We start from the raw sequence: 11,237 nt of genomic DNA, 5'->3' as shown, positions 1-11,237 counted from the left end.
GCCGGCGGCGGCAGCGCCGGAGCCGCGGCGACCGCGGTGGGCGGCGCCTGGACCGGCGGCGTGGCGGCCGAGGGCGCTGCTGCCGGCGCTCGGCGAGGCGATGCGGCGGGCGCACCCACCCCGCGGGCGGCGAGGAAGCGCTGCCAGCGCCGGTCGTTCGGGTCGATGGCCTGCACCTCGACCTGCGCGGTGCCGCGCGCGTAGACGCCGATCCGCAGCGCCGCGGCGTAGCTGAGGTCGATCACGCGGCCCTCGTGGAAGGGGCCGCGGTCGTTGACGCGGACGATGACGTCCTTGCCGTTCTCCAGGTTGGTCACCAGCGCGTAGCTCGGCAGCGGCAGCGACTTGTGCGCGGCGCTGAACTGGCACATGTCGTAGGGCTCGAGGCTGGAGGTCTGGCGGCCGTGGAACTTGGTGCCGTACCACGACGCGATGCCGCGTTCGCGGTAGCGCGAACGGGCGCGCTCGTCCATCACCGTGTAGCTCTTGCCGAGCACGGTGTAGGGCGAGCGGTTGCCGTAGCGCGACAACGGCTCGAGCTGCGGCACCGGCTCCGGCAGGTTCGCGACGTCGAGCTGCACGCTGGGCCGGCCGTCGCGGATGTGCGGCGCGTACAGGCCGCCCGGGGTGTACCAGCGCTCGTCGTGCTGGAGCACCACGGCGCAGGGATCCTCGCCTGCGGCGAGCGGCGTCACCCGCGCCGGCGCGCCCTCGCCCAGCGGCTGGGGCACCGAGCCCGGTCGGGTCTTGCGCCCGCCGCAGGCCGCCAGCGCGAGCGCCAGCAGCACGACCAGGGCGACCCGGACGAAGCTGCCGCCCGGCATCACGGCGCGGCGGTACCCGTGCCGGGACCGCTCACGGGTCCGCCGGCGATCTCCCGCGCGAGCTGGTAGACGGCCATGCCGTACAGCGGCGAGTGGTTGTAGCGGGTGATCACGTAGAAGTTCTGGAAACCGAGCCAGTACTCCATGCCCTGCGCGCCCTCGAGCGTCACCAGGGTCGCGCGCGGCGTGCGCTCGACGCCGGGCTCCTGCGGGCGGTAGCCCCACGCGGCGGCCTGCTCGAAGGCGCTGGCCAGCTCGTCGAAGGTGGTCCCGCGGCGCCAGGTTTCCGGGCGCCACTCCGGTGCGCCGGGCGCGCGCTCGGCGCGCACCGCCACCGGCTCGCCGCGCTGCCAGCCGTGCGCGGCGAAGTAGTTGGCGACCGAGGCCAGGATGTCCGGCAGCGAGTTGAACAGGTCGCGGCGCCCGTCGCCGTCGCCGTCGACCGCGTAGGCGAGGTAGCTCGACGGCATGAACTGGCCCCAGCCCATGGCGCCGGCGTAGCTGCCGGTGAGGCCGTGCAGGTCGAGGTTCTCCTCGCGCACCAGGCGGAACAGGTTGCCCAGCTCGCGGCGGAAGTAGGTCTGGCGGTCGGCCTCGTACTGGGCCCGCGCCGGGTCGCCGGATACCGGATAGAAGAAGGCCAGGGTGTAGAGCGCGTCGAGCACCTTGTGGCGCCCGGTGAAGCCGCCCCAGTTGGTCTCCACGCCGATGATCGAGACCACCACCTCGGCCGGCACGCCGTACTCGGCCTCGACCTGCGCGAGCGCCTCGCGGTGCTCGGCGAGGAAGCGCCGGCCGTCGCGGATGCGCCCGTCGGTGATGAAGTTGGGCCGGTAGTCGCGCCAGGGCCGCGCCTCGGCCGGACGGCTCATCGCCGCCACGATGCCCTGCTGGTAGCGCGCGCGGTCGAGCGCGTCGCGGACCGTTTCGGCCGGCACGCCGTGCTCGCGCACGACCTGCTCGATGAAGGCCTCGCGCTCCGCCGCCGGCGGCTGCGGCGTCTGGGCATGGGCTGGAGCGACCGCTGCGGCGGCGACCGCCGCCAGCAGACCGAGACACAGGCGTTGAAGCATCGTCGAGGACCCGTTGCGAAGCGCGGCCAATCTACCATGCGCACGCCGCGCGCCCGTGCAGGCGACGCAGAAAAACCGCGCGCGTTCAGGCTCCGATGAAGCGCTTGTGCGCGGCCACCGACATCACGATGCCGAACCCGGCGAGCAGGGACACCGCCGAGGTGCCGCCGTAGGACAGCAGCGGCATCGGCACGCCGACCACCGGCAGCAGCCCCGCGACCATGCCGCCGTTGACCAGCACGTAGACGGAGAAGGTCAGCGCGAGCGCGCCCGCGACCAGGCGCCCGTAGCTCTCGCGCGCTTCCGCGGCGATCCAGAGACAGCGGGCGAGGACGAACAGGTAGAGCGCCAGGGTCACGCAGACGCCGACCCAGCCGAACTCCTCCGACAGCACCGCGAAGATGAAGTCGGTGGTGTGCTCCGGCAGGAAGTTGAGGTGGGACTGCGTGCCCTGGCCCCAGCCCTTGCCGGTGAGGCCGCCCGAGCCCACCGCGATCTTCGACTGCAGGATGTTCCAGCCCGTGCCCAGCGGGTCGGCCTCGGCGTCGAGGAAGGTGAGGATGCGGTTCTTCTGGTACTCCTGCAGGCCGAAGAGCCAGGCCAGCGGTGCGGCGACCGCGGCGGCCAGGGCGGCGGCGCCGATGTACCACCAGCTCAGGCCGGCGAGGAACACCGCGAAGGCGCCGGACAGCCCGATCAGCAGCCCCGTACCGAGGTCCGGCTGCGCGACGATCAGCGCCGTGGGCACGCCGATCACCGCCGCGCAGGCGACCAGGGCCGGGAAGCGCGGCGGCAGCACCTGGCGGTGGAGTATCCAGGCCACCATCATCGGCACGGTCAGCTTCATCAGCTCGGCCGGTTGCAGGTAGAACACGCCGAGGTTGAGCCAGTGCCGCCCGCTGCGCCCGGTGCCCAGGACGGGCACCAGCATCAGCAGCAGCAGCGAGCCCGCGAACAGGTACGGCGTCCACAGCCGCAGCCGGCCCGGCGGGATCCTGGAGATCACCACCAGCGCGGCGAGACCGACGCCGAAGCGCAGCGCCTGCGGCACCACCAGGGCGACGCTGTCGCCGCCGGCGCTGTGCAGCACCACCAGCCCGATCGCGAGGAGGGCGACCAGTGTCGCGCCGAGGGGCAGGTCGATGTTGCCGAACGCGCGGCGGAACAGGTCGCCGGACCAGTGCAGCAGGGCGTTCACGGCAGCGGGCTCCGGACGCGACGGGGCGTCGTGGCGCTCGGGCGTCCCGGGGACATGGCCGCGTCAGCCTCCGATGAAGCGCTTGTGCGCATGGACCGACATGATGATGCCGAAGCCCGCGAGGATGGAGACCGCCGACGTCCCGCCGTAGGACACCAGCGGCATCGGCGCGCCCACCACGGGCAGCAGGCCGGCGACCATCCCGCCGTTGACGAGCACGTACATCAGCGCGGTCATCGCGAGCGCGCCGGCCAGCAGCCGCGCGTAGCTGTCGCGCGCCTGGCTGGCGATCCACAGGCAGCGCGCCAGCACCACGACGAACAGCAGCAGCACGAGGCAGACGCCGATCCAGCCGAACTCCTCGGCCAGGACCGCGAAGGCGAAGTCCGTGGTCTGCTCGGGCAGGAAGTCCAGGTGCGCCTGTGTGCTCTGCCCCCAGCCCTTGCCGGTGGGGCCGCCGGAGCCGACCGCGATCTTCGACTGCAGGATGTTCCAGCCCGTGCCCAGGGGATCCCGCTCCGGGTCCACGAAGGTGAGCAGGCGGTTCTTCTGGTACTCGCGCAGCCCGAACATCCACATGAGCACCCCGGCGGCGGCGGCGGCCAGCGCGCCGGCGCCCATGTACCACCAGCTCAGCCCGGCGAGATAGACGGCGAAGGCGCCGGAGAGGCCGATCAGCAGCCCGGTGCCGAGGTCCGGCTGCATCACGATCAGCACCACCGGCACCCCGATCACGGCCGCGCACTGCACGAGCGTGGGCAGCCGCGGCGGCAGCGCCGCGCGGTGCAGCACCCAGGCGACCATCATCGGCACGGTGAGCTTCATCAGCTCGCTGGGCTGCAGGTAGAAGGCGCCGAGATAGAGCCAGCGCCGCCCGCTGCCGCCGGTGCCGACGATCGGCACGGCCATCAGCAGCAGCAGGCTGCCGGCGAACAGCCAGGGCGTCCAGGTCCGCAGCCGCACTGGCGATATCCGCGAGAGCACCGCCAGGATCACCAGGCCGACCCCGAAGCGGGCCGCCTGCGAGCGCATCAGCGCGCCGCCGTCGGCGCCCGCGCTGTGGAGCACGGCCAGCCCGATCCCCATGAGGGCGAGCAGGACGACCAGCAGGAACAGGTCCAGGTTGCCGACGGCGCGGGCCACCAGCCGGACGGGCTGCACGAACACCGCGCTCATCGCGCGGCGCCGCCGGCACGCTGCGCGAGCGGGATCGCGTCCGCGTCGCGGCCCTCGCCGCGCAGCACCCAGGCGTCGAAGATGCGCCGCGCCACCGGGGCCGCGGCGCCCGAGCCCGAACCGCCCTGCTCCACCACCACCGCGATGGCGATGGTCGGGTCCTCCGCGGGCGCGTAGCCCACGAACAGCGCCTGGTGGCGCAGGTGGTAGGGCAGCGAGCGCGGGTCGAGCGAGGCGGTGCCGCGACGGGTCACCAGCTGCGCGGTGCCGGTCTTCCCGGCCATGCGGTAGGGCGCGCCCTGCGCCGCGGCGCGGGCGGTGCCGGTCGGGCCGTGCATCACCGCGACCAGGCCGTCGCGCACCGCGTCGATGTTGGCAGGGCTGGCGGACACGACGACGGGCGGCGCCTGCGGCTCCTCGACCAGCGGGGCGTCGAAGCCCGCGCGGCTGGCGCGCAGCAGGTGCAGGCGACGGCGGGTGCCGTTGTCGGCGAGCATGGCGATGCCCTGCGCGAGCTGCAGCGGCGTCACCACCCAGAAGCCCTGGCCGATGCCGACGTTGACGGTGTCGCCGGGATACCACTCCTGCCCCATGCGCCCGCGCTTCCAGCCGCGGGAGGGCAGCACGCCCACCGCCTCGCCGCTGAGGTCGATGCCGGTGCGCTGGCCGAAGCCGACCTCCGACATGAAGGTCTCGATGCGGTCGATGCCGAGGTCCACCGCGAGCTTGAAGTAGTAGGTGTTGACCGACTGCGCCAGCGACTCGGTGAGGTTCACGTGGCCGTGGCCGCCGCGGCGCCAGTCGCGGTACTCGCGCGAGACGTTGGGCAGGCGGAAGGCGCCGCTGGAGAAGGTCGTGTCCTGCGGCCGGCGCAGGCCGTACTCCAGCCCCGCCAGGCCCATGAACGGCTTGATGGTCGAGCCCGGCGCGAAGCCGCCCAGCACCACGCGGTTGAACAGCGGCCGCGAGACGTCCTCGTTGAGCGCCTTGAAGTCGGCGAACGAGATGCCGCCCACGAACAGGTTGGTGTCGTAGCTCGGCAGGCTGACCATGCCGAGGATCTCGCCGGTGCGCGGATCGACCGCCACCGCCGCGCCGTGCTGCCCCTCGAAGGCGTCGACCATCGCCTGCTGCAGCTCGACGTCGACCGAGAGGTGCAGGTCGGCACCCGGCACCGCGGGCGTGCGCCGGATGGTGCGCAGCACCCGTCCGCCGGCGTTGGTCTCGACGTACTCGTAGCCGATCTCGCCGCGCAGGCGCTCCTCGTAGTAGCGCTCGACGCCGGTCTTGCCGATGTGGCTGAGCGCCGAGAAGCGTGCGTCGCCGAGGTTGCGCAGGTCGTCCGCGTCGAGCCGGCCGACGTAGCCGACCACGTGCGCCATCAGCGGGCCGTAGGGGTAGCGGCGGGTCAGGTAGGGCACGACCTCCACGCCGGGGAAGCGGTGCCGGTCCACCGCCAGCCGCGCGACCTCGGCCTCGGACAGGCGCAGCTTGAGCGGCAGCGGGCGGAAGCGCGGGTTGGCGCGGCGCTCGTTCTCGAAGCGCGCGATGTCGCCGTCGTCCACCGCCACCACGGTGCGCAGGTCGTCCAGCAGGGCCTGCATGTCCGGCACCTGCTCGGGCGTGATCTCCAGCCGCCACGCCGGCACGTTGTCGGCCAGCAGGCGGCCCGCGCGGTCGTAGATCAGCCCGCGCGCCGGCACCACCGGACGCGGCTTGATGCGGTTGGACTCCGAACGGGTCGCGTACTCGTCGTGGCGCACCACCTGCAGCTGGAAGTAGCCCGCGGCCAGCAGCACCGTACCCGCGAAGATGCCGAGGAAGGCCAGCAGCGCGCGGCGCCGGAACTGCTCGGCCTCCAGCCGGTGGTTCTTGAGCGTGGGGCGGGAGCGGCGCGCGCGGGCCATGGCTCAGCCCTTCGACGGCGTCTTGCGCAGGCGCAGGCGCAGGTCGTCCAGCGCGAGGAACAGCCAGGGCCACAGCGCCGTGCCGACCAGCGGCGAGATCCAGAACGGCCACGGCGGCAGCCCCTCGCCCGAGGCCAACCGCACGGCGGCCGCGATCACCCGGTCGTTGAGGAGCAGGCCGCCCACGGCCAGCGCCTGCTGCCACAGCGGGAAGAAGCGCAGGCGCGCGCGGAAGCGCTGCACGATGAAGGCCAGCATCACCAGGCGCAGCGCCTGCTCGCCGAGGAGGGTGCCGTAGACGAGATCGCCGGCCAGCCCGACCAGGAACGCGAAACCGAGCCCGGTGCGCTCCGGCGTCTCGATCAGCCAGTAGCAGGCCACCAGGCCCAGCCAGTAGGGCCGCAGCGGCGTGATGACCTCAGGCAGCGGCATCAGCCCGAGGACCAGGGCGAGCAGGAGGCTCAGCGGCAGCAGCCAGCCGGAGCGGTTGCGGCTCATCGCGCGCCCTCCCCACCCGAAAGGGGCTCGCCCTCGCGCGCGACCGCCGGGCTCTCCGCGTCGGGGACGACCCGCAGGCGCGGATCGGGCGGCCCGACCTCCGGCTCGGCCGGCAGGTTGGACACCACCAGCACCTCGCCGCTGCGGGCGATGCGTGCGGCCGGGCGGACCTCGGCGATCACGAAGGAGCGGCTGTCGTCATGGCGCAGGCCGGTCACGGTGCCGACCGGGAACCCGGCCGGGAAACGCCCGCCGATGCCCGAGGTGACCAGTTCGTCGCCCACCTGGATGTCGCCGCTCTGCGGGACGTTGCGCGCCTCGAGGCGGTCCGGCGCGGCGGTCCCGTCGACCACCAGCCGCAGCCCCGAGCGCACCACCTGCACCGGCACCGCGTGGTCGGGATCGGTCACCAGCAGGGCGGTGGAGCGGCGCGGGCCGACCTCGATCAGCTGGCCGACCAGGCCGCCGGCATCGATCAGCGCCTGCCCCGGCTCCAGGCCGGCGCTGCGCCCGAGGTCGAGCACCACGCGGCGGCGGTAGGGGTCGAGGTCGATGTCGACGATGCTGGCGAGCTGCACGTTGAGGCGGTAGCCGCGGGTGCCGTTCAGCAGCTCGCGCAGGCGCGCGTTCTCCTGGCCGACCGCCTGCATGCGGCTCAGCCGGGCGTTGGCGATCTGCAGGTCGCGGCGCAGGCGCGCGTTCTCCTCCCGCAGGTCGCCGTGGGTGTTCAGGGTGTCGTGGGCGCTGGTGAACGCGCGGCCGGGCAGCGCCGCCAGCCACCAGACCGGCTCGGCCAGCACGGCGGCCTGGCGCCGCGCCTCGTGCAGCCAGCCGCCACGATGGTCGGCGGCCATCAGCACCACCGCCGCCGCCAGGTATGCGAGCAGCTTGAGCGTGCCGCTGGCGTCGGCGAGGCGGGCGGAATTGGCCGTGGGCACGATCTGTGGCGGGGCTGTGGAACGGCCGGCGCGGTCGCCGGCGGCGGATCAGGGCGCGGGCCCGGCCCGGCATGCTACTCCGGGACGAAGAAGTCGCTGCCGAGGGTGTCCATCATGTCCAGCGACCGGCCGCCGCCGCGCGCGACGCAGGTCAGCGGGTCCTCGGCGATGTGCACGTGCAGGCCGGTCTCCTCGGAGAACAGGCGGTCGATGTCGCGCAGCAGGGCGCCGCCGCCGGTAACCACGATGCCGCGCTCGGCGACGTCCGCGCAGAGTTCCGGCGGGGTCTGCTCCAGCGCCTGCTTCACCGCGGCGACGATGCCGGACAGCGGCTCGTGCAGGGCCTCGAGCACCTCGTTGGCCGAGATGGTGATCATGCGCGGCACGCCCTCGGCGAGGTTGCGGCCGGAGACCTCCATCGTCGGATTGTCGTCCTGCTTGTAGGCGCAGCCGATCTCGAGCTTGATGCGCTCGGCCGTGGCCTCGCCGATCAGGGTGCCGTAGGTGCGGCGGACGTAGGCGATGATCGCCTCGTCGAAACGGTCGCCGCCGATGCGCACCGACTGCGAGTAGACCACGCCGTTGAGCGAGATGACCGCCACCTCGGACGTACCGCCGCCGATGTCGATCACCATCGAGCCCTGGGCCTCGCTGACCGCGATGCCGGCGCCGATCGCGGCCGCCATCGGCTCCTCGATCAGGTAGACGTCGCGCGCGCCGGCCTCCTCGGCCGACTCCTTGATCGCGCGCTGCTCGACCTGGGTCGAACCGCAGGGCACGCAGATCACCACGCGCGGGCTCGGCTTGAGGAAGCGCGAGCGGTGCACCTTCTTGATGAAGTGCTTGAGCATCTCCTCGGTGTAGGTGAAGTCGGCGATGACGCCGTCCTTCATCGGCCGCACCGTGGTGATGTTGCCGGGCGTGCGGCCCAGCATGCGCTTGGCCTCCAGGCCCACCGCCGCCACCTGGCGCTGGCTGCCGCCGCCCCGGTCCTGGCGCACCGCGACCACGGACGGCTCGTTGAGGACGATGCCCTGCCCGCGCACGTAGATGAGGGTATTGGCCGTGCCGAGATCGATGGCCAGGTCGTTGGAGAACAGCCCGCGGAGCTTCTTGAACATCAGGTGGTTTCGGGAGAGGAGGAGCGGCGCGCACCCCCGATGTGGAGCGGGTGCGAAAGAAGTCGGCAAGCCTAGCAACCGCCCCCGCGGGCAGCAAGGAAAAACCTCGTTAAATCAAGGGCGGGACCGGGAAAGCCGCCGGGAAAATCCACCGCCCGGCCCGGAACGGCCTCCGCGCGCCCGTGCGCGGCTCCGGCGCGCGGCCCCCCCCCGCTGCCACTCCGTCCGCCAACTCCACTACCATGGCGGGCTTTGCGTCTTCCCGGAGCCCCGTGCCCATGTCCGCCGCCCTGATCTGCGGGTCCCTCGCCTACGACACCATCATGGTGTTCCCGGACCACTTCAAGAACCACATCCTTCCGGACAAGGTCCACATCCTGAACGTGTCGTTCCTGGTGCCGCGGATGCGGCGCGAGTTCGGCGGCTGCGCGGGCAACATCGCCTACAACCTCAAGCTGCTCGGCGGCGAGCCCGTGCCGATGGCGACCGTCGGCCAGGACTTCGGCCCCTACCGCCAGCACTTCGTGGAGCACGGCATCCGCCTGGACCAGGTCAAGGAGATCGAGGACCTGTTCACCCCGCAGGCCTTCATCACCACCGACCTGGACAACAACCAGATCACCGCCTTCCATCCGGGCGCGATGATGCGGTCCTACGAGAACCACGTGAGGGACGTGCCGGGCATCGAGTTCGGCATCGTCAGCCCGGACGGCCGCGAGGGCATGATCCAGAACGCCCGCGAGTTCGCCGAGGCCGGCATCCCCTTCATCTTCGACCCCGGCCAGGCCATGCCGCTGTTCAACGGCGAGGAGCTGCGCGCCTTCATCGAGCAGGCCGACTACGTCACCGTCAACGACTACGAGTCCAACCTGCTGCAGGAGCGCACCGGCTGGAGCGAGGCCGAGATCGCCCAGCGCGTGAAGGCCTACATCGCCACCCGCGGCCCCAAGGGCGCGGTGATCCACGCGGAGGGCAAGGTGCACGACATCCCGCCGGCCCACGAGCGCCGGGTCACCGACCCGACCGGCTGCGGCGACGCGTTCCGCGCCGGCCTGATCTTCGGGATCATGAAGGGCTACGACTGGCTGACCATCGGCCGCATGGGCAACCTGATGGGCGCGCTCAAGGTCGAGCACCCCGGCACCCAGAACCAGCGCTTCGACTACGACGAGTTCGCCGAGCAGTTCACCCAGCAGTTCGGCTACTCGCTCCGCTGAGACCGCGGCGGCGCCGCGTCCTGGGCGGGCCGGAAGCGCGCGGCCATCGATGGAATCCAGGCGCGGCCTCGTCCATCCTGCGACGGCGGCCGTCCCGCCCCCGGCCCGCTCCGGTCCCTGCATGCGCGCGTCACGGCTTCCCTCGACCCGCCCCACCGCACTGCTCGCCCTGGCGACGCTGGCGCTGACGGCGCAGGCGGACGCATCGCCGCCCGATGCGCCACCGCGCGTGGCGGAGGTCGCCCATGCACTGCGCGCCGTCGCCGTGGGCGAGGCCAGCGTCTCCGCGGCGCTGGGGCCACTGGTGGCGCTGCCGCCCGATGCCGCCACCGCCCCGCAGGACCTGCGGCTGCCGGGCTTCGTCGATGCCGACGGCCACGTCGTCGAGGAACTCGACCTGCGCATCCGGCAGGGGGTTGGCGTGGACAACGCGGGGCTCATCGTCCTGCGTATCGCCGGCAGCCCCTGCCTGGACATCCATGCGCTGGCCCGGGGGCTCGGCGCCCATGAGGCGGCCCGCTACCCACCCTCGCCCCATGTCCCGCTGCCGCCGGAAGGGCCCGGCGGCGCCCACGGATACAGGCTCGACCATGCCGGCGGCAGCCGGCTCGAGGTTCTTGCCGACAACGCCGCTCCGGACTGCGCGACCCGGGTCACCGTCCGCCGGCCCTACCCCGGCCTGGCCGAACGACCGCCTGCGCGGGCGGCAGCCGCTTCGAGATCCTCTCCTGCGCCGACGCGCCCCACTGCGCCGGCACGGTCGTCGCACACTGGCCCTCCCCGCCGGGACAGGCCACGGCCTTCCGACCACTGAGCCGGGGCCGACCGCCGGCGCCTCTCCGGCGGGACAGGCCAGGCATCACCCCACGAACGCGGCCGNGTGCAGAGATGAGCCGCAGCAGCGCCCCGGCGCCGGCTCTTCCAGAAGCTGACCTTGTGCGCCCGCTCCCTTGCGATGCGGTCGCCGCGGTGTATGGCCTGGGCGTCCGGGGCAACGACAGAGTGCCGGCCGGCCGGCCCACCGACAGTGAGCCAGCGCCGCGCGCGTGAGTAGGAAATCGGCTACTCGCGAGCAGCGTCCAGTGCTTCCAGTCGCCTTTCGATCTCCGCCATTCGTGCGCCTTGCCCAGCTATCACGAACCATGCTAGTTCGCTTGGGCGGAGGCTGTAGCGGTCTCCGGCTGGCCGATACTCTTGCGTGACCTCGCTGCCGGCTTCGCGGATCAGGTTGCCCTCGTCGTCGTACTCGTCCGGCCACTCCTCGCGAATCTCGTGCTGCTCGTCC

At 72.7% G+C, this 11,237-nt stretch carries 11 protein-coding genes; 2 read left to right on the top strand and 9 right to left on the bottom strand.

Annotated features, from left to right (window positions below):
* The 8 genes from ACFO3Q_RS13590 to ACFO3Q_RS13555 form a co-directional block, all read right to left on the bottom strand.
* On the bottom strand, window positions 1-824 hold an 824-nt coding region (locus ACFO3Q_RS13590; RefSeq protein ID WP_377005273.1), incomplete at its 3' end, for a septal ring lytic transglycosylase RlpA family protein.
* Entirely contained in the window at window positions 824-1,897 is a 1,074-nt protein-coding gene (gene mltB, locus ACFO3Q_RS13585) for a lytic murein transglycosylase B (RefSeq protein WP_377005272.1), read from the bottom strand. The genes ACFO3Q_RS13590 and mltB, both read right to left, overlap by 1 nt.
* An 85-nt stretch (window positions 1,898-1,982) precedes the next feature.
* Entirely contained in the window at window positions 1,983-3,095 is a 1,113-nt protein-coding gene (gene rodA / locus ACFO3Q_RS13580; RefSeq protein ID WP_377005271.1) for a rod shape-determining protein RodA, read from the bottom strand.
* Between the two features lie 63 nt (window positions 3,096-3,158).
* Window positions 3,159-4,271, bottom strand: coding sequence for a rod shape-determining protein RodA (gene rodA, locus ACFO3Q_RS13575; protein ID WP_377005270.1), 1,113 nt, complete (start codon window positions 4,269-4,271; stop codon window positions 3,159-3,161).
* Window positions 4,268-6,178, bottom strand: a complete 1,911-nt coding sequence (mrdA, locus tag ACFO3Q_RS13570; protein WP_377005269.1) for a penicillin-binding protein 2 — start codon at window positions 6,176-6,178, stop codon at window positions 4,268-4,270. Before mrdA ends, rodA (ACFO3Q_RS13575) begins: the two co-directional genes overlap by 4 nt.
* 3 nt (window positions 6,179-6,181) lie before the next feature.
* A complete protein-coding gene (mreD, locus tag ACFO3Q_RS13565) occupies window positions 6,182-6,676 on the bottom strand; it encodes a rod shape-determining protein MreD (RefSeq protein WP_377005268.1) in 495 nt (164 codons plus the stop codon).
* Entirely contained in the window at window positions 6,673-7,614 is a 942-nt protein-coding gene (mreC, locus tag ACFO3Q_RS13560) for a rod shape-determining protein MreC (RefSeq protein ID WP_377005266.1), read from the bottom strand. Before mreC ends, mreD begins: the two co-directional genes overlap by 4 nt.
* 74 nt (window positions 7,615-7,688) lie before the next feature.
* The gene (locus ACFO3Q_RS13555; protein ID WP_377005265.1) at window positions 7,689-8,735 is read right to left on the bottom strand and encodes a rod shape-determining protein; all 1,047 of its coding nucleotides are present in this window, start codon (window positions 8,733-8,735) and stop codon (window positions 7,689-7,691) included.
* A gap of 278 nt (window positions 8,736-9,013) precedes the next feature.
* On the opposite strand from ACFO3Q_RS13555, the gene ACFO3Q_RS13550 reads away from it, so the two are divergent.
* Complete coding sequence (locus tag ACFO3Q_RS13550; RefSeq protein WP_377005264.1) at window positions 9,014-9,952, top strand: carbohydrate kinase family protein; 939 nt, start codon at window positions 9,014-9,016, stop codon at window positions 9,950-9,952.
* A 121-nt stretch (window positions 9,953-10,073) separates the two neighbouring features.
* Window positions 10,074-10,766, top strand: a complete 693-nt coding sequence (locus ACFO3Q_RS13545; RefSeq protein ID WP_377005263.1) for a hypothetical protein — start codon at window positions 10,074-10,076, stop codon at window positions 10,764-10,766.
* 248 nt (window positions 10,767-11,014) lie between these two features.
* Here ACFO3Q_RS13545 and ACFO3Q_RS13540 read toward each other — a convergent pair.
* The coding region (locus tag ACFO3Q_RS13540; protein ID WP_377005262.1) for a hypothetical protein at window positions 11,015-11,237 on the bottom strand (223 nt) is incomplete at its 5' end.

Source organism: Coralloluteibacterium thermophilum, from assembly GCF_042654365.1.
Classification (GTDB): Bacteria; Pseudomonadota; Gammaproteobacteria; order Xanthomonadales; family Xanthomonadaceae; genus Coralloluteibacterium; species Coralloluteibacterium thermophilum.
This window is presented reverse-complemented; position numbering and strand designations above follow the sequence as displayed.

Bases quoted from the DNA above. Each gene is read 5' to 3' on its own strand.
- ACFO3Q_RS13545 (WP_377005263.1), top strand. From the start codon at position 10,074: ATGCGCGCGTCACGGCTTCCCTCGACCCGCCCCACCGCACTGCTCGCC.
- ACFO3Q_RS13555 (WP_377005265.1), bottom strand. From the start codon at position 8,735: ATGTTCAAGAAGCTCCGCGGGCTGTTCTCCAACGACCTGGCCATCGAT.
- mreD (WP_377005268.1), bottom strand. From the start codon at position 6,676: ATGAGCCGCAACCGCTCCGGCTGGCTGCTGCCGCTGAGCCTCCTGCTC.
- mltB (WP_377005272.1), bottom strand. From the start codon at position 1,897: ATGCTTCAACGCCTGTGTCTCGGTCTGCTGGCGGCGGTCGCCGCCGCA.
- ACFO3Q_RS13550 (WP_377005264.1), top strand. From the start codon at position 9,014: ATGTCCGCCGCCCTGATCTGCGGGTCCCTCGCCTACGACACCATCATG.
- rodA (WP_377005270.1), bottom strand. From the start codon at position 4,271: ATGAGCGCGGTGTTCGTGCAGCCCGTCCGGCTGGTGGCCCGCGCCGTC.
- mrdA (WP_377005269.1), bottom strand. From the start codon at position 6,178: ATGGCCCGCGCGCGCCGCTCCCGCCCCACGCTCAAGAACCACCGGCTG.